This window comes from Paenibacillus sp. 32352, from assembly GCF_002042965.1.
GTDB lineage: Bacteria > Bacillota > Bacilli > Paenibacillales > NBRC-103111 > Paenibacillus_S > Paenibacillus_S vulneris.
Genome location: NZ_MZNT01000021.1, coordinates 1 through 18056, shown reverse-complemented (window position 1 = coordinate 18056; position 18056 = coordinate 1). Strand labels below are relative to the sequence as shown.

Here is an 18056-nt window from a genome sequence, read left to right as displayed (position 1 = left end):
CATCGATTTTGAGGCGAGCCTCCTCCTTAGTAACGAAGCCGCTTTTTCCGCTCCATGCGGATTTTTAGTTCGGTAATACAAAATTTTGAATACAATCCTTATGAAGGAACGTATTACATGATATTAGCACCTTAACAAAAAACAACACCGTTCTAGCTTTTTTTGGTAATATAGACAAGAGTGGCATCTTTGGGTCCGATTTTCCAGTTCCGATAGTTGAAGAAGCTTGGTTATTGTGACCGTTATAGCGGCGTCAGGGGGTGTAAGCATTGGAAGGCACAAAATACATAAAGCTGCTGGGACTTATGATCGGTATTATCGTTGTCAATATCGTCGTCCTATCGCCCGGATTTCTGGGAGTTCAAATAGGAGGCAGCCCTTTCGAGACGGCATTGGGTGTCACGTTACTGTTCGCCAGCGTGCTTGTGCTACTCTATGGGAGTTATGCATGGCTGTTTAGACCTAAGGTTGTACTATCCGTACAACAGATCCAAACCCATGAGGATTATGTAAAGGCTCTCACTAGCTACCGAAGAGTGAAGGTGCTGGAGAAGGATGTCTCCCTTGCCTTAAGGCAGCTGGAACGTATCGGCAAAAAGAAAGAAACCTTACTGGAAACCTTACATCAGAGATTTGAACCTACAGAGCTGAGTTATCAGAAGTTTTTCTCCGTAACGCAGGAGGTCGAAAAGCTGTTTTATCTGAATGTCAAAAGTATTTTGAACCGGCTCCTTGTGTTTGATGAATCGGAGTATGAAAGCGTCATACATCCTAGATCTACCCAGTTATCGCCGAAGATTATTCAAGAGAGAGCTATGGTCTACAACGAGTATATGACCTTCATCAAGGATTCCCTTGCCACGAACGAAGAGATTTTGTTGAAGCTGGATAAATTGATCCTCGAAATTTCCCGCCTTAACAGCCTGGAGCCTGCAGATATTGAAGCGATGGCTTGTATGCAGGAGATAGACTCATTAATCAAGCAAACGAAATATTACAAACAGTAAGAGGTGATCGCTATGCCGAGAAAGGGCAAGTTTTTCCTGTTTTCAGGTATTATTGTCGTTTTCGTCTTCGTATTAGTTTATGCAGGGGTAACTCTGACCTCGAACTTTGGAAAATCCAAAGCGCAGATTTCATCCGAGGATGCATTGAAGAAATTAAACAAGCTTTACTCCGACGTATCCGTTGCTACCGAGACGCCGGTCAAAGGGCAGATCGATCTTAATCCGGTGGATCTCGCCTCATCCTTGCCGGATATCTCCAAGTTCCCGATTACGGTGAATAACACGACGGATAATTTCGTGGAAATTTTCTCCTCCACCGAAAAGTCGGGGACCGGCGTCGACGGTTGGCTGACCGATGTTGCGACGGAATTCAATAAAGCCAGCATCGCCGTTAACGGGAAGCCCGCGTCGGTAAAAATTCGCAATATCGCTTCTGGTACCGCGGCCGATTACATTAAATCCGCCAAATATGTACCTGACGCGTTCACCCCTTCCAATGAATTGTGGGGAGAAATGGTCAAGGCCAGCGGCGTCAAGACGCAGCTCGTTGCCAAACGTCTCGTCGGGAACGTGCCTGGCATTGTGATAACGAAGCCGAAATATGATGCTATAGTGGGCAAATACGGGTCGGTCAATGTAAAAACCGTGACGGATGCTATTGCAAACAACGAATTTGCCATGGGCTATACGGACCCGTTCGCCAGCTCCACCGGATTGAATTTCCTTGTTACAGCGCTCAGTACGTTCGACAGCTCGAATATCCTAAGCGATAAAGCGGTTCAGGGCTTTGAGAAGTTCCAATCCAATGTGCCGTTTACCGCGTCGACCACGATCCAAATGCGGGATGCGGCCAAATCCGGCGCACTGGATGGTTTTGTTCTCGAATACCAAACGTATGTCAACACCCCCGATTTGAAATCGGGCTTCGTCTTTACTCCTTTTGGCGTAAGGCATGACAGTCCGTTATATGCGCTAGGCGATCTTCCTCAAACGAAGATGGAGATTCTCTCGAAATTCGCAGAATTCGTCACGCAGGAGAAATATCAGAAGGCCGCACAGCAAAAGGGCTTTAACAGTCTGGAGGAGTATAAATCCGAAGTTGGAGCCATCGACGGGAACCTTCTGTCTTCCGCACAAAAGGTCTGGAAAGAAAAGAAGGACGGCAGCAAGCCTATTGCCGCTGTTTTTGTAACGGATGTATCGGGCAGCATGGCGGGAGTGCCGATCAACCGCTTGAAGGAATCCTTAATCAAAGGCCAAAAGTATCTGGGGAAAAACAACAGCATCGGTCTTGTTGCTTATTCCAGTGGGGTCACCATTAAGCTGCCTATCGGCAAGTATGACACGACCCAGCAATCCAAATTTGTCGGGGCGGTAAATAGTCTCCAGGCTAACGGAGGAACGGCTACCTTTGACGCTGTTATTGTAGCCATGAAGATGCTGCAGGATGAGATAGCGGCGAACCCGGACGTTAAGCCGATCATTTTCGTCCTAAGTGACGGTGAAACCAATCAGGGCCATTCCTTGAATGAGATCAAGGCTCTAATCGAGACCTTCAAGATCCCTATTTATACTATCGGCTATAATGCGAATATCAAGGCCCTCGAAAGCATTTCAAGCATCAACGAGGCGGCAAGCATTAATGCGGATACCGATGATGTGGTCTACAAGCTGGGCAACTTGTTTAACGTCCAAATGTAATACAGCCAAAGGAGGAGTAACATGACATTTTCCATGGAAGTCGTAAGTCAGGAAGAGATCAAGCAAGCGATTGAGGAAGAGGTGAAGCCTGTTCCGGAGGAGATAGCCAAGCTGAAGGAGGCAGCTGATGCGAATGTTGCCGCTATTATGGCATTAGATCTGGATTCGCTTGATAAGAAGAAGGAAATACTCCAATCCATTGACAGCTATGGCTTAACTACGATGAGAATGTCCTCGAAAAAAAATACGATGCTGCAGGTAACGGTAGGGAACCTCTCCAAGATTGGCGATGAAGGGGGACCTGTTGCCAAGAGTCTTGCCGAGCTGCATACCCAGCTGAAGGATCTGGATCCGAGCGTGATAGACTTTGCCAAGAAAGGCTTTCTCGGAAAACTGTTCAATCCGCTGCGTGCGTACTTTCTAAAGTATGAAAAAGCGGATGTGGTGATCGCGGATATTATCGTGTCTCTGGAGAAGGGGAAGGCGACTCTTAAAAACGACAACACGACGCTTGAAATCGAGCAGCAGGAAATCCGGGAGCTGACGAAAAGGCTTAGAAAAGAAATTCAGCTTGGCATGTTAATGGATGAATCCATCGAAGCGCAGATTGAAGCCGCCAAATTGCGGGATGAAGATCCGGACAAAATCCGGTTCATTACGGAGGAAGTACTCTTTCCGCTGCGTCAGCGCATCATGGATATGCAGCAAATGCTGGCTGTCAATCAACAAGGCATAATGGCGTTCGAGGTGCTCATCCGCAACAATAAAGAGCTTATTCGCGGAGTAGACAGGGCTAATACGGTTACGATCTCTGCACTGCGAATTGCGGTAACTGTGGCTAGCGCGCTCTACAATCAAGGCATCGTACTGAAAAAGATCGACCTGCTGAACCAAACGACGAACGATATTATCGCAGGTACCTCCAGGATGTTGAAGGAGCAGGGAGCTGCAATACAAAAGCAGGCCATGCAAACCGGCGTCTCGGTGGATACCTTGAAGCAGGCGTTCACGGATGTCTTGTCGGCCTTTGACTCCATAAGCATGTATAAGCAAGAAGCTCTTCCGAAGATGCGGGAGACGATCGATCAATTCCGGACCTTAGCCGACGCCGGGGAGAAGCAAATCCTGCGTTTGGAGAAAGGAAATTTACTGGGGCTTTAATAGTTACAATAGTATCCTGCTATAATACTTCAATCTATCTAACACTCGACTTCCTCTTTGGGATCGGGTGTTTGTTTTATTATTCCTTCGGAATCGGTATAAAGAGTTAACACGATTTAAAAATTTAACCATATTTTTATAATTCACAGCCGTTTTTACAGCAGGAATATGATTGAGGGCCGTCGAAAGGATTATCGATTTTCATTTTCATCCTGAGAAGCCCTCTATCAAGGCCATTTCGAGGAGTGATTCTTTCAGGATTCCAAGATGGGAAGTAAGGGGTGCATCCAACGGGTCATACAGAAACAGAATCTCGTGCGGAATATTGCTGACAACTTCGAGGTGATGCAAGTAAATTGATGTGATGTTCGCGTCATAGGCAATACATTTATACGATTAAAGCTGGATGAAGACAGGATTACAACTCATAAAACATTTGGAGCGGTGTACAATTGTCCCTACTTGTCCGTATTTATCACAAATATAAGAATCGGGATTTTATCTTCACGATTCCTCTTGTGATTCTGGCGCTTGATCAAATCTTAGGCTACTATTTCTGGATTTTACGTTCGGGTCAAGGCCTCCCCCAATCTGAAGACGGTCAATGGTATATCGACTATGCAAGCGCTTTACTGAATCACTTTGCCATTGGTACGCAAATGAACGATCTGATGTATCTGGGCTATAATTTACTGCTTACCCTGCTGCTGGCTCTGTTCAAGGACCCGGCCAAAATCGTCTTTATCCAGGCGGTTACTGCGGGCTTGAGCGTTATTCTGGTATTTAAAATTACACGCATGCTGTTTAATAGAACCGCAGCGATCATAGCCTCCTATTTTTATTATGATGCATGGGAAGTGACGCTGTGGTCGATGTATATCCTTTCAGACAGTTTTTTTATCAGTCTTTTGCTTTTATGTATTTTTCTCCTCCTCAAGGTATATGAATCCAATAAACGAATATACAAAATTCTTTTTGTTGTCTCATCGCTGTACATGGTTGTTTTCCGGCCGACGGGCATCGTCATGATGGCGTTTATTCTCCTGTATATCGTTATTCGAACGAACAGGCAAACGTTGCTGCGTATGCTGAAGACATACCGCTATGTCATCGGAGGCTGCGCTCTTGCAGCTGTCGCGGCTTGCATTTATTTATTTTCCGGCAATGCATTGGATCCTCTCATTTCTTCTCTTCAATTTAATGCAAAGAAAGTGCTTTACAATATTTATGCTAAAGGCTGGATTTATGATAAAGCGACACCTCACGACCACTATTTCAAACCAAACTACGATATTAATATATTCAACAGCTTGATTCTGAGCTTCTTGATTAACAACTGGGACCATATTTCCATTATCTACGGCAAAAGAGTCATCGCATTTCTCGGCCGTTGGGTATGGGAGACGAACGTGACCAGTCTGCACGGTATAAAAGTGCTCGCGGAGCATCTGCTTCCAACGCTGCTTTTCCTCACAGGCACTGTGATGGCCATAGTGAACGGCAAGTTCAGGAAGTCGTCTATCATTTGGCTCTCCGCGCTGGCAATCTTTATTTTTTGTATCGTCCTGTTCATTGACGCGATGTACCGTTACAGGGCGCCTGCCATTCCGTTCATTGCTATTGCGGCGGGATACGGGGCAGAAAGAATTCTATATGGTGTGTTCGTTATTGCAAAAAAATATGCGGGGAAGCTGAGCCGTTATGGAACAAGGAAAAGTGTTAATAGTGATTCCGGCTTTTAATGAACAAAACAACATTTTGAAAGTCATCAGGGATATCCGGGAGAGCCTCCCTTATTCCGACATCTTAGTCATTAACGACTGCTCGCATGATAATACTTCTCTTACGGCCAGGCAGGCGGAAGGCGTCAAGGTGGTTGATCTGCCCTTTAACCTCGGCATCGGCGGGGCGGTGCAGACCGGGTTCAAGTATGCCTACACCAGAGGCTATGACTATATGGTGCAGATTGACGGCGACGGGCAGCATATAGCCAAAGAAGTGGAGAAGCTGTACGACACGATGAATCGGTCCGGGTGCGATATGGTTATCGGCTCCAGGTTCCTTGACATTCAATCCTATCGAACGACGTGGTCGCGCAGGCTGGGCATCAAGGTATTTTATTTGCTGTTCCGCATGATGATTCAGACCAAGGTGACCGACAGCACTTCGGGCTTCCGGATGTATAACCGGAGGAGCATAGAGCTCTTGTGCAAGCATTACCCGGATGATTACCCGGAACCGGACGCCATTATTTTATTGAGAAAGCATGGATTGCGCATCACGGAGGTCGGTGTTGAAATGAGGGAGCGGGAGCACGGAGCCTCCTCCATTACTCCTATCAAAAGCCCGTATTATATGGCGAAAGTGATCTTGTCCATCTTTTTCTCCTATACGAGGACGAGGTGGTGATAGCATGGATGGCGGATATCATTTGTATAGCTTTCAAGTGATGGGGATCGTATTCAGCCTCATTATTATTATTTCGGTCTTTCTTATGGTCAGAGCCAGGATGATCAAGGAAAAATATTCGCTGGTATGGTTTTTTATTGGCTTATTCACGCTCATCATGTCCGTGTTCACGGATTTAATGGATTGGTTCTCCACCTTAATCGGGGTGTACTATGCTCCATCGGCGTTTTTTGCCATCCTGATCGCATGCGCCTTTTTGCTGCTCTTGAATATGAGCGTCAGCATATCGGGACTGAAGATGCATAATAAAGCTTTGACGCAGGAGCTCGGATTAACGAAGCTGAAGCTTGAAGAGCTCGAAAAGAAAATGAACGAGGGGTAATTATTATTAAATACATCATGCTTTTCGGAAGCGTCACGATGACCGTGGCGGCTAGCACGCTGCTCAAGATAGGAAGCAGGGGCGTCAGCTTCGACTCGGGGCTGCTATCCATCCTGTTAGGCTACTTATCATCGCCGCTTATCGTGTTAGGATTCGTTCTGTATGCGCTGGCCGCCTTCTTATGGATTTACTGCCTGTCCCAGTTCGACTTAAGCTATGTTACGTTCGTATCGAGCATCCAGTATATTTTGCTGATTGCCGTCTCCATTCTGGTCTTTCATGAACAGATTAGCCTCATGAAATGGTCCGGATGCGCCTTTATATTAATCGGCGTCATTTTTTGGCTGAAAGGATAATTCATTCATGTACAGGTGCGTTGCCTATACCGAAGCCATGAAGGATGAATGGGACCGGTTCGCGCAAGCGAGGGGGACCGTATTTCATACTACGGCTTTTAGACAGATTTTGCTGGGCTCCTTCGGATACCAATGCCTTTATCATGCCGTTGTGAATGAAGATGGCCGTATCTGTGCGATCATGCCTCTGATTGCCGGCCGTAATCTGGCGCTGAAAATAGTAGGCGTGTCCCTGCCCTTTGTCAATTACACGGATCTATGCGCCGATGGCGAGGCGTCGTACCGCTTTGCGCTGAAGGCGGCGATGGACATGAAGGATCGTTATTCGCTAGGCTATACGGAGCTGCGGCTCAAGGATCAGGACATCGAGCAGCCAGGCTGGAGCCGGAATCTTCAGCATCATACGTTTCTGCTTCCATTATCGGAGAATGAGGAGGACGTGCTGTCCCTATCCTCGAGAAGCAACAGAAACCATGTACGCAAGGTATATAAAAATGACTGGTTCTCCGTGTCCTTTGATTCCGGCTACTTGGACAGCTTCTATAAAGTGTATGTAAAAAGAATGAAGCAGCTGGGATCACCGGCTCCGGATATATCCTTCTTCCGGCGGATTTTCGAACAGCTGCCGGAGCAGACATTCCTGCTGTCCGTACTGGACCGGCAATCCGGGGAGATCGTGGGCGGGATGCTGCTGCTGACGAGCCCGGGCAATTCAACGCTCTACTATCCCTACGGGGCGAATCTTATCGAATATAACAGCAAGTACCTGAACAACTTCATGTACTGGGAGGCTGTAAGATTCGGCATACGGAACGGCTTGAAGTATTTGGACCTTGGCCGGTCTCAGACAGGCTCGGGGACGTACAAATACAAGGAGCAATGGGGCGCTGAGCCGATACAGCTGAAGTACCTCGTGTATAATGGAGGCCGCGATGCTGCCGGAGCTCCTGACAAGCAAAGCTTGCATCTGTTCGTCGAGCTGTGGAAGGTCATCCCTTCCTTTATCACCGATCCTGCAGGCAAACGGTTGATGAAGTATATTTTGCCTTAGAGCTTTTCGCAGGAAAGCCGCTAAAACTCTCACCATCATATGGATGTTCCATCGGAGGATGTAAAAATAATGAGTCAATTGAACTGGAAGCAGTACTTCGATAACAAAGCCGAGACGCATGGTGCGTCGGTCAAATCGTCGGATTATTTTAACGAAGAAAGCTTTTTTATGCAGAGGGATCATACCCTGCGCTGGCTCGGAGAGTGCCGGGGCAAGCAGATATTGGACGCCGGCTGCGGAGTAGGGGCGTTCAGCGAGCCGCTGGTTAAGGATAATACCGTATACGGAGTCGACTTCTCCGAGAAAAGTCTGGAGTTTGCAGCAGCCCGCGGATTGAAAACATCGACTGACGATTTGACCGCTTTGCGGTTTGACAACAACCGTTTTGACGTTGTGCTCTGCATCGGCGTCATCCAATTAATCGAGCAATACAAGGATGTCATCCGGGAGCTTGCAAGGGTAACCAAGCCAGGCGGGACGCTGCTTATCGAGACGTTGAACAAAGGCTCCATTCAAAGAAAGCTGCTTCGTTTGTTCGAGAAAAGCAAAAAGTTCGACCAAATGTATGCGATGGAGGAGCTAAAGAAGGAGTTTATCCGGCATGGCTTCGAGGACATCCAATTTTTGAAGCTGTATCATCCTTTCAAATTCGTAAGCCAGGGCGCTGAGAGCGGCCAGCTCTCCAGCATGTTCTGCACTTCATTCGCCATCAAAGGGGTCAAGACATTTGCTTAACAACGTTAACCATACTAGCGCTTCCAGCACTCGGCCGATCGATGGCCGTGTCAGCAATATGCTCACCTTCGATATTGAGGAATGGTTTCACGCCAATTACGATAACATGGCCCCGGATACGAGCAAGGGCTCCAATTTCAGGGCCCATATGGACGAGCTCCTTCAGCTTTGCAGTGACACAGGCTGCAAGGCGACCTTCTTCGTGCTGGGCTGTATCGGCGAGAAGTACCCGGACATCGTCCAGCGGATCGCGAAGGAAGGGCATGACGTTGCTTCCCATGGCTACGGCCATGAGCTTGCATACAAGCAAACCTACGACGAATTCAAAGCCGACGTAAAAAAATCGGTCGATATACTGGAGGCTTTAACGGGATCCCCTGTTTTGGGATACCGCGCTCCTTCATGGTCCATAGTGGAACGAAATCTGCACTATTTGGAGGCGCTGGAGGAGCTGGGGATGCAATACGACGCGAGTATTTTTCCGGTGAAAACCTTTTTGTACGGCATTCCGACGGCTCCGACGGTCATTCATAAACCGCAAGTGAACGGGCGGGAGCTGGGAATCTATGAAGTCCCTATGTCTGTGATGAACGTGTCCGGCAAAAACGTCGGGTATTCGGGAGGGTTTTACTTCCGTTTTTTTCCGAAGTTCGTCATCAAATCGGCCATTCGATCGGCGAACCGCCAAGGAAAGAGCACTATCGTCTACTTGCATCCGAGGGAGATCGATGCCCGCGAGCACAAGCTGGAGCTGCCGCTTAAGGAGCATTTCATTCATTACTACAATGTGCGGGGAACGAAGTCCAAGCTGGAGGACATTATGAAGAGCTTCCGGTTCACATCCATATCGGAGTATTTGAAGCTTCACTATGAAGGGAATACCTCCATTTCTTAACTCATCAATCATTGATCTGGTTCATATTTGACGAAGCTAACATCTTTTCCGGAAGGCAAAGGAAACCCTTAGGGAACCCGAGCTGCGGAGGAGATGTTTTTTGTTGGGCACTAGGATGAATGAAGAAACGGTAGAGTGCGTCATCGTTTCGTTCCTGCATGATTTTTCACTTCAATTTCATGTTAGAAGAGTATCGTTATAGGTATTAAGCTGGACGATTGGAAAATGCTCCGTCATCCGCAGCTCCTTGGCGGCCAGATCAACGGCGAAGCCTTGGGCTACCGCTCCCAGATCGAGCCTAAACGGCTTGGTAAGCAGAACGGACTGGACCTGTTCGTCCAGCTCTGCATCTCGAAAGGAAACGTTCGTATTCAGTCCTGTTCTATCGTCTAGAATCGGCTGTCTTGTCAAATAATGATAGTTGAAGCCCCAAGGAGGCCATAGTATGACCTACAGCAGGATCGAAGCTCCCGCCAGTCATTTCGGCAATTTGAAGCGGGAAGCGAACCAGCTCGAACAGCGTATCGCTGACCATGCTGAAAAGTGTACGGCGACAAGATAGATTTAACTTACTTGGCTGTAGAAATGAGGGGAAGGACCTTGAACATTTTATTAGTGGAAGATGATGCCAGGCTTGGTGAGCTGGTTCAATACAAGCTGAAGAAAGAGCTGTTTCAAGTCGAATGGGCACAAGACGCCCAGACAGCGGAATCATTCATAGAGAGATCTGCCTTTGATATTTATATCCTGGACTGGATGCTCCCGCGCAAGAGCGGGATAGAGCTGTGCAAGCAAATCAGGGCAAGGAAGGATTTTACGCCCATTCTGATGCTGACCGCCAAAGATACGGTAACCGATCGAGTACAAGGACTCAATGCCGGGGCGGATGATTATTTGGTGAAGCCGTTTGCTTTTGAAGAATTAATTGCTCGAATCCATGCCTTGTTCAGAAGGAAAGAGACGAACTGGGAAGGGGAGAAGGTGAGCCTGGGTGATGTGCTCGTCATTCACAAGACACGCCGGGAAGTGATTCGAAGCGGGGTAGTCCTTTCGCTATCGCGGCGTGAATTCCAGCTGCTCGATTTTTTGGCGGATCATCAGGGGCAAGTATTAAGCAGGGAACAGCTGCTCGACCGCGTATGGGGCCTGGATGCGGAGGTCACCTTGAATGCGGTGGACGCAACGATCAAGCTGCTGCGCAAAAAGCTGGACGATCCTTTCCCCGATAAGCTGATTCATAATGTTCGGGGATTCGGCTACCGGTTGATGATAAAGGAGGACTCGACGTGTTCCAACGAACAAGAATGAGGCTGACTTTAGTATTCGGTTGTGTATTGGCGCTGATTTTAATTCTTGTTACGTTGGCTTACTACTTCTTTTTGCAGGAAACGATCCAAAGGAATGAACGGTCGGAGAGGGCCAACATCCTGGAGAAAACAAGCCGCCAATGGGAGCATCGCCTGGAGGAGGGGCTCAAGGATCACCGCGATGGTAAACGAGAATCCAGAGGTATCGATTGGCAGTATTTGCAATCCAATGAGCTGGTAGTGATCAAAGCTTCTGATAACAGGCTGTACGTATCATCGACGGCATATGCTGCTATGTCAGAGCAGATGGTGCAATGGGCCAGAGCAGGGCAATCCGTGAATCAGCAGAGGCTGGAAATACAGGATGGGGAGCAGAAGCAGCATTTTCTTGTCGGCAGCGCCGCAATGAATGCAGGAGGTACGGCCTGGGCAGCCATAGATATTTCTTCGGACATCATGCTGCTCAGCCAAATGAAATGGGTGCTGTTAGTGTTCTCCGTCGTCCTGCTATCAATCGCTTCGGCCGGAGGGTATTGGTTTGCGGGCAGGGCGATGGGGCCCATTAAGGACTCCTATCTCAAGCAGGTGGAATTCACCGCTAATGCTTCTCATGAGCTTAGAACGCCGCTCAGCGTGATGCATTCGTCCGTAGAGCTGCTGCAGGACTACAAGTCCAGCCTGCCTGCGTTCGAGCAGCACATTCTTGACGGGTTGAAGGATGAAGTCCAGAGAATGACCCGATTGGTCGAGTCGCTGCTGCTTCTGGCCAGAAGCGATTCGCAGTCCTGGACGTTCCAGAGGGAGCAGGTTAATCTGTGTAATCTATGTGCAGATGCGGTGCAGTCAATGCAAACGGTTGCTCAGAAGCAGGGGATTCAGCTTCGAATCGGTGAATCGCCATCCGGGAGTGGGGATGCATACGTTATGGGGGATGAGGACCAACTGCACCGCTTGATTTATATATTGTTAGATAATGCTATTAAATATACTCCTCCCGAAGGGGAGGTCACGGTTTCGTGCATACCGCACGGAGATAACGAGTTGATGCTAAGGGTTAGCGATACCGGGATCGGGATTCCCGAAGATGAGCTGCATCTTATCTTCGACCGGTTCTACCGGGTGGATAAGGCACGTTCGCGCGAGAGCGGCGGAGCCGGATTGGGCCTGTCTATTGCCTCCGAAATCATGAGGATGCACCGGGCAGCCGTGAGAGTCACAAGCAAGGAAGGGAAAGGAAGCTGCTTCGAGGTTATGTTTCACCGCAGCCAGGCTTAAGATATGCGGTCAAGGTCTTTTCGCTTTACCGATGGAGCAAATCAAAACGGACCGGGCTTGCCAAAAGCCGGCAGAAGATCAGTACACAAAGCTGATCACTGCCGGCTCTTTTTATTCTAGCGTCAAATCAGTGCTTTATACTTGTCCCGATATTCGGAGGGAGACATTCCCGTCGCGTGGCGGAACGCCTTGGAGAAGTAATGAATCGAAGAAAATCCGTACTTCTCGGCAATCTCCGTGATGGAAAGACGCGAGAAGCATAAATCCTCCGCTATGTGATGATATTTTAACCGGTTCAAATAATCGCTGGGCGTGTACCCAGTATCCTGCTTGAACAAATCGTGAAATCGGCTCTTGCCTAATCCAAGCTCATGGGCCAGCTTGTACAGCTGCGCAACCTCCAGCTCCAGCGGCTCATTTTCAATAAAGTCCAATATTTTTTTGATTCGCGGATCATAAGTTACGTGATGCTTTACAGCATAGGCAAGGAATTGATGCAGGAAGGTCTGGAAGGCTCCATTGTATTTCAGGAAATCCCACGGGTTGCGTCCTCCCAGCAGCTCCGGCGGCGGGGTAAATGCATTGAAATAAGAGACCCATAACGGAATATTGTTGATGGTCGTTACTTCATTCAGCTCAAGCTTCGGGCAAGGGGAGATCAGCTCCTCTATGTAGGTATCTATCCCTTTAAAATAATTCCTCTGGTATTGAAATCCCGGCCGGTCGACATATTTCCAATCAAAGTAGGCGCAGCGATGGATCATCGGGTCGCTTGCATCCGAGGTCCATTGATGGATTGTTCCCGCAGGGATATAGACAAGAGAACCCGTCTGGACCTGATATTGCTGATCATTCAAACGCAGAATGCCTTGACCGGCCTCCACCAGAATGATGGCGTTGGTATAGCAGATCCGCAGCGGACATTGCTCCCGTGGGCCAAAGACATATTTTTGCGCAAAAAGCAGTAAAGGATTGAAATCGGAGTAACGTGTGAGGTAATCCACCTGGAAGCTGTACACGGCAATTTTCAAACGGGTTCACCTTCTTAGCAATCAATGTCATTCTCTATTATATTGGAAAAAAGGACAAATAGATACGATTCTGTGCAAAGACATCAAAACAAATCGGAACTATAATGAAATGGCTTTCATAAGGCAACCGAATAAGGGATCAAATCAGTAAAAAATGAACACTGGGAGAGAATCTTATGAGCCATAACCAGCTTACCTTAAAATATCCGGCTTCATGGTGGAAAAATAAATGGAGGGAAGGCTTGCCGTCAGGGAATGGACAAATAGGCGCTTCCGTCTTCGGCGCGATTAAAGAAGAAACCATCCTCATTACTCATGAGGACTTGTGGCATTGGGGGCAAAAGGATGTGGTCCCGGATGTCAGCCATAAGCTCGATGAGACGAGGAAGCTGATGGATGAGGAGAGGTACCTCGAAGCCAGCTGGAATTTAACCAATGCCTTGAAGGAACAAGGCTATAATACCCGCTTGGCAGCCAGGTTCCCTGTAGCCGATCTGAAGCTGGTGATGCAGGGGGAGCATGCTTTCAAGCAGTACCGCCGGACGCTTCATATGGAAACAGGGGAAGTGACGGTATCGTGGAAGGACGGTGAGACCGCCTACAAAAGAAGCTTGTTCGTGTCCAGGGCGGACAATGCGATAGTCTATGAGGTTCAATCGGACAGGCCTTCCATACAAGCGGAATTAAGTCTGGTTTTTCATCCGACGGACAGCCCTCGCTTGGCAGAGAAATGCAAGGAAATGGAGGAAACCGTCCAGATCAAAGCTGAGGGCGACTATATTTATTACGCTGCACGCAACGATGACGGTACGGATTACGGAGCGGTGCTTCGGGTGATATCCGCATCAGGCGGAAGGGAAGCTTTCCCGGATGCGATTCGGGTCAGCGATTCATCGAGTCTGCTCATGGCTGTTAAGGTGTTCGTAAAAGGGCAGCGTGAACAGGAGTGGGTACGGCTTCAAGAGGAGTTAGCTCCTATACAAGCCGGTTACAAGGAGCTGCTGAACGCTCATGCCGAGCTGCACGGCCGCTTATTCCGCTCCGCTTCCCTGCAGCTTGGGGCGGCTCATGATGAGCGTACGAATGAAGAGCTTTTGCTGGAGGCATATGACGGAGAAGCTCCGACAAGCTTAATCGAGAAAATGTGGGCGTACGGCCGGTATTTATTCATATCCGGCACGCGCGAGCAAGGATATCCTTTTGGCATGTACGGTCTTTGGGGCGGTGATTACCGCTTGACCTGGTGTCACAACATGGCGAATGAGAACGTGCAAATGATGTATTGGCATGCCCCGGCAGGGGGGCTCAGTGAGCTGATGCCTGCTCTTATCCATTACTATGACAGCATGATGAACGATTTCCGTGATAACGCTCGCAAGCTGTACGGCTGCCGCGGCATTTATATTCCGGCAGGTTCTACACCGGGGATCGGCGTTCCTAACCAGATTGTTCCCGTTATTATGAATTGGACCAGTGCTGCGGGGTGGCTGGCCAGACATTATTATGAGTATTATTTGTATACCGGTGACAAAGCCTTTTTGAAACGAAAGGTGCTTCCGTTCATGAAGGAAGTAGCTCTGTTCTATGAAGATTTTCTTGTGTTGGGCAAGGACGGCTTCTATAAGTATTATCCTTCCGTTTCGCCGGAAAATACGCCGCAAAATTTTATGCCGACCGATGGCAGACCATTGGCGCATCCGATGCCTACGACGATTAATGCCACTATGGATTTTGCCGTTATGAAGGAGCTGCTGTCTCATTTGGTTGAGGGAAGCCGCGAAGCGGGAGTATACGGGGATGAGGTCGAGAAGTGGGAGCAGATGATCCGGCGGATTCCTCCTTATCAGGTGAATAAGGACGGCGCCATTCGGGAATGGATGAATGAAACGTTTGACGACCGGTATGATCATAGGCATTTGTCGCATATTTATCCGATATTCCCTGGACAGGAATTTACCAGAGAGGAGCAGCCGGAGCTGTTTGAAGCCTTCGAGACGGCTGTCAAAAAGCGGTTAATCGGAGCGCAAAGCGGCTGGTCGCTCGTCCATATGGCTGCTATTTATGCGCGGCTCGGAGACGGCAACAAGGCTTTGGAATGCCTCGATATATTGTCCCGCTCGTGCTTGCTGAACAATTTCTTCACGCTACACAACGATTGGCGGAATATGGGCGTGTGCATGAACATGACGGAAGCGCCTATCCAGATGGATGCCAACATGGGATGGGTCAATGCGGTTCAGGAAATGCTGCTCTATGTATCGCCTAAGCTGGTCAAGCTGCTTCCGGCACTGCCGGATAAATGGGAGCAAGGCTCTGTGACAGACCTTCGTTTCTGCACGGGGAAGCTGTCCATGTCCTGGGATACAAGAAAGGGTTCCTTCCGTGCGCAGCTTGTTGCTGAACGGGCAACTGCGATAACAGTAAAGCTCCCTGAAAGATTCGATGCCTATTCCTGGTCGGGACACAGCAGCAAGGTCACACCTTCTGCATTGGGCCGTCATTGCTACGGGCTTCGTTTGGAGCCGGGTGAAGCCCTGACGGTTTCATGCGGGGGATAAAGTGCATTTGGTCATAAAAAAGAGAGGGGCTTCTTTTGACGGGCCTCTCTCTAAATAAGGTGGAAAACGCACAAGGTTTTTCTACTTGCATTGGTAATCTACTATATGATACATTACAAAGCACGGTCGCTGAATGAGCGGCGTGATAGATTCATAAACAAGTGAAATGGCGCTTCTAAGCTTGCCGGGCCATCCCAAGAATGGAAAAAAAGTTTTGCTTGCAATGAAGCTAAGAGATGTGGTACATTACAAACCACGGTCGCCGAAGGGCGGCGTGATAGATTCAAAAACAAGTGAAGCATCGTTTTCTGAGCTTGCCGGACTATCCCAAGAATGGAAAAAAAGTTTTGCTTGCAATGAAGCTAGGAGATGTGGTACATTACAAACCACGGTCGCTGAAGAGCGGCACGATAGATTCAAAACAAGTTAACATCGTTTCTGAGCTTGCTGGGTAATCCCAAGAATGGAAAAAAAGTTTTACTTGCATTGAAGCTACAAGATATGATATATTACGATCTTGTCTGGTAAAACAGATGAGCAAGTGTGATAGACATTGTCCTTTGAAAACTGAACAACGAGTGAATGTTTTAACAGAGAATGAAAATTCTCGCTAGCATTGAATTTTGAGCTTAAGACAAGCTCTATTATAGATCACTTCGGTGATCACTTTAATGGAGAGTTTGATCCTGGCTCAGGACGAACGCTGGCGGCGTGCCTAATACATGCAAGTCGAGCGGTCCCTTCGGGGATAGCGGCGGACGGGTGAGTAACACGTAGGCAACCTGCCTGTAAGATCGGGATAACTATCGGAAACGATAGCTAAGACCGGATAGCTGGTTCTCTCGCATGAGGGAATCATGAAACACGGGGCAACCTGTGGCTTACAGATGGGCCTGCGGCGCATTAGCTAGTTGGTAGGGTAACGGCCTACCAAGGCGACGATGCGTAGCCGACCTGAGAGGGTGATCGGCCACACTGGGACTGAGACACGGCCCAGACTCCTACGGGAGGCAGCAGTAGGGAATCTTCCGCAATGGACGCAAGTCTGACGGAGCAACGCCGCGTGAGTGATGAAGGTTTTCGGATCGTAAAGCTCTGTTGCCAGGGAAGAACGCCTTGGAGAGTAACTGCTCTGAGGGTGACGGTACCTGAGAAGAAAGCCCCGGCTAACTACGTGCCAGCAGCCGCGGTAATACGTAGGGGGCAAGCGTTGTCCGGAATTATTGGGCGTAAAGCGCGCGCAGGCGGTCATTTAAGTTTGGTGTTTAAGCCCGGGGCTCAACCCCGGATCGCACTGAAAACTGGGTGACTTGAGTGCGGGAGAGGAAAGTGGAATTCCACGTGTAGCGGTGAAATGCGTAGAGATGTGGAGGAACACCAGTGGCGAAGGCGACTTTCTGGACCGTAACTGACGCTGAGGCGCGAAAGCGTGGGGAGCAAACAGGATTAGATACCCTGGTAGTCCACGCCGTAAACGATGAGTGCTAGGTGTTAGGGGTTTCGATACCCTTGGTGCCGAAGTCAACACAGTAAGCACTCCGCCTGGGGAGTACGCTCGCAAGAGTGAAACTCAAAGGAATTGACGGGGACCCGCACAAGCAGTGGAGTATGTGGTTTAATTCGAAGCAACGCGAAGAACCTTACCAGGTCTTGACATCCCGATGAAACACCTAGAGATAGGTGCCCTCTTCGGAGCATTGGAGACAGGTGGTGCATGGTTGTCGTCAGCTCGTGTCGTGAGATGTTGGGTTAAGTCCCGCAACGAGCGCAACCCTTGACTTTAGTTGCCAGCATTGAGTTGGGCACTCTAGAGTGACTGCCGGTGACAAACCGGAGGAAGGCGGGGATGACGTCAAATCATCATGCCCCTTATGACCTGGGCTACACACGTACTACAATGGCCGGTACAACGGGAAGCGAAGCCGCGAGGTGGAGCCAATCCTTACAAGCCGGTCTCAGTTCGGATTGCAGGCTGCAACTCGCCTGCATGAAGTCGGAATTGCTAGTAATCGCGGATCAGCATGCCGCGGTGAATACGTTCCCGGGTCTTGTACACACCGCCCGTCACACCACGAGAGTTTACAACACCCGAAGTCGGTGGGGTAACCGCAAGGAGCCAGCCGCCGAAGGTGGGGTAGATGATTGGGGTGAAGTCGTAACAAGGTAGCCGTATCGGAAGGTGCGGCTG

Annotated in this window: 15 protein-coding genes and 1 rRNA gene; 14 read left to right on the top strand and 2 right to left on the bottom strand. The window is 48.9% G+C overall.

The window, feature by feature from the left end:
* Positions 1–269: 269 nt before the first annotated feature.
* The 10 genes from B1728_RS33425 (at position 270) to B1728_RS33380 (ending at position 9697) form a co-directional block, all read left to right on the top strand.
* Positions 270–1007, top strand: coding sequence for a hypothetical protein (locus B1728_RS33425; protein WP_079914764.1), 738 nt, complete (start codon positions 270–272; stop codon positions 1005–1007).
* Between the two features lie 12 nt (positions 1008–1019).
* Positions 1020–2708, top strand: coding sequence for a vWA domain-containing protein (locus B1728_RS33420; RefSeq protein ID WP_079914763.1), 1689 nt, complete (start codon positions 1020–1022; stop codon positions 2706–2708).
* A gap of 21 nt (positions 2709–2729) precedes the next feature.
* Positions 2730–3869 carry a toxic anion resistance protein gene (locus B1728_RS33415; RefSeq protein ID WP_079914762.1) on the top strand — a complete coding sequence of 380 codons (1140 nt, stop codon included), beginning with the start codon at positions 2730–2732 and terminating at the stop codon, positions 3867–3869.
* Positions 3870–4321: 452 nt separating this feature from the next.
* Complete coding sequence (locus tag B1728_RS33410; protein ID WP_079914761.1) at positions 4322–5611, top strand: glycosyltransferase family 39 protein; 1290 nt, start codon at positions 4322–4324, stop codon at positions 5609–5611.
* Complete coding sequence (locus tag B1728_RS33405) at positions 5571–6278, top strand: glycosyltransferase family 2 protein (protein ID WP_079914760.1); 708 nt, start codon at positions 5571–5573, stop codon at positions 6276–6278. Before B1728_RS33410 ends, B1728_RS33405 begins: the two co-directional genes overlap by 41 nt.
* A 4-nt stretch (positions 6279–6282) precedes the next feature.
* Positions 6283–6660, top strand: a complete 378-nt coding sequence (locus B1728_RS33400) for a DUF2304 domain-containing protein (RefSeq protein WP_079914759.1) — start codon at positions 6283–6285, stop codon at positions 6658–6660.
* A gap of 38 nt (positions 6661–6698) precedes the next feature.
* On the top strand, positions 6699–7016 hold the full coding sequence (locus B1728_RS33395) for an EamA family transporter (protein WP_079914758.1): 318 nt from the start codon (positions 6699–6701) through the stop codon (positions 7014–7016).
* A gap of 7 nt (positions 7017–7023) precedes the next feature.
* Complete coding sequence (locus B1728_RS33390) at positions 7024–8067, top strand: GNAT family N-acetyltransferase (protein ID WP_079914757.1); 1044 nt, start codon at positions 7024–7026, stop codon at positions 8065–8067.
* Positions 8068–8136: 69 nt separating this feature from the next.
* Positions 8137–8802, top strand: a complete 666-nt coding sequence (locus tag B1728_RS33385) for a class I SAM-dependent methyltransferase (protein WP_179136301.1) — start codon at positions 8137–8139, stop codon at positions 8800–8802.
* Positions 8795–9697: a polysaccharide deacetylase family protein gene (locus tag B1728_RS33380; RefSeq protein WP_079914755.1), complete on the top strand. Its 903-nt coding sequence runs from the start codon at positions 8795–8797 to the stop codon at positions 9695–9697. The genes B1728_RS33385 and B1728_RS33380 overlap by 8 nt, the downstream gene beginning before the upstream one ends.
* A 177-nt stretch (positions 9698–9874) precedes the next feature.
* On the opposite strand, the gene B1728_RS33375 is transcribed toward B1728_RS33380, so the two are convergent.
* Positions 9875–10144 carry an FAD:protein FMN transferase gene (locus B1728_RS33375; RefSeq protein WP_144028095.1) on the bottom strand — a complete coding sequence of 90 codons (270 nt, stop codon included), beginning with the start codon at positions 10142–10144 and terminating at the stop codon, positions 9875–9877.
* A gap of 153 nt (positions 10145–10297) precedes the next feature.
* On the opposite strand from B1728_RS33375, the gene B1728_RS33370 reads away from it, so the two are divergent.
* Together B1728_RS33370 and B1728_RS33365 are read left to right on the top strand one after the other, a co-directional pair.
* Positions 10298–11005 (top strand): response regulator transcription factor, encoded by a 708-nt coding sequence (locus B1728_RS33370; protein ID WP_079914753.1) that lies wholly within the window; start codon positions 10298–10300, stop codon positions 11003–11005.
* Positions 10984–12279: a sensor histidine kinase gene (locus B1728_RS33365; protein ID WP_144028093.1), complete on the top strand. Its 1296-nt coding sequence runs from the start codon at positions 10984–10986 to the stop codon at positions 12277–12279. Before B1728_RS33370 ends, B1728_RS33365 begins: the two co-directional genes overlap by 22 nt.
* A gap of 122 nt (positions 12280–12401) precedes the next feature.
* Here the strand turns inward: B1728_RS33365 and B1728_RS33360 are convergent, their stop codons facing one another.
* Entirely contained in the window at positions 12402–13310 is a 909-nt protein-coding gene (locus B1728_RS33360) for an AraC family transcriptional regulator (protein WP_079914751.1), read from the bottom strand.
* Positions 13311–13486: 176 nt separating this feature from the next.
* Here B1728_RS33360 and B1728_RS33355 point away from each other — a divergent pair, with 176 nt between their 5' ends.
* Both B1728_RS33355 and B1728_RS33350 read left to right on the top strand, forming a co-directional pair.
* Positions 13487–15868: a glycosyl hydrolase family 95 catalytic domain-containing protein gene (locus tag B1728_RS33355; protein WP_079914750.1), complete on the top strand. Its 2382-nt coding sequence runs from the start codon at positions 13487–13489 to the stop codon at positions 15866–15868.
* A gap of 668 nt (positions 15869–16536) precedes the next feature.
* A 16S ribosomal RNA gene (locus B1728_RS33350) occupies positions 16537–18056 on the top strand; the annotation flags it as partial.

What these genes read in the sequence shown, in the direction of transcription:
- B1728_RS33390 (WP_079914757.1), top strand. Translation starts at nt 7,024, where the DNA reads ATGTACAGGTGCGTTGCCTATACCGAAGCCATGAAGGATGAATGGGAC.
- B1728_RS33400 (WP_079914759.1), top strand. Translation starts at nt 6,283, where the DNA reads ATGGATGGCGGATATCATTTGTATAGCTTTCAAGTGATGGGGATCGTA.
- B1728_RS33385 (WP_179136301.1), top strand. Translation starts at nt 8,137, where the DNA reads ATGAGTCAATTGAACTGGAAGCAGTACTTCGATAACAAAGCCGAGACG.
- B1728_RS33415 (WP_079914762.1), top strand. Translation starts at nt 2,730, where the DNA reads ATGACATTTTCCATGGAAGTCGTAAGTCAGGAAGAGATCAAGCAAGCG.
- B1728_RS33405 (WP_079914760.1), top strand. Translation starts at nt 5,571, where the DNA reads ATGGAACAAGGAAAAGTGTTAATAGTGATTCCGGCTTTTAATGAACAA.
- B1728_RS33420 (WP_079914763.1), top strand. Translation starts at nt 1,020, where the DNA reads ATGCCGAGAAAGGGCAAGTTTTTCCTGTTTTCAGGTATTATTGTCGTT.
- B1728_RS33355 (WP_079914750.1), top strand. Translation starts at nt 13,487, where the DNA reads ATGAGCCATAACCAGCTTACCTTAAAATATCCGGCTTCATGGTGGAAA.
- B1728_RS33395 (WP_079914758.1), top strand. Translation starts at nt 6,699, where the DNA reads ATGACCGTGGCGGCTAGCACGCTGCTCAAGATAGGAAGCAGGGGCGTC.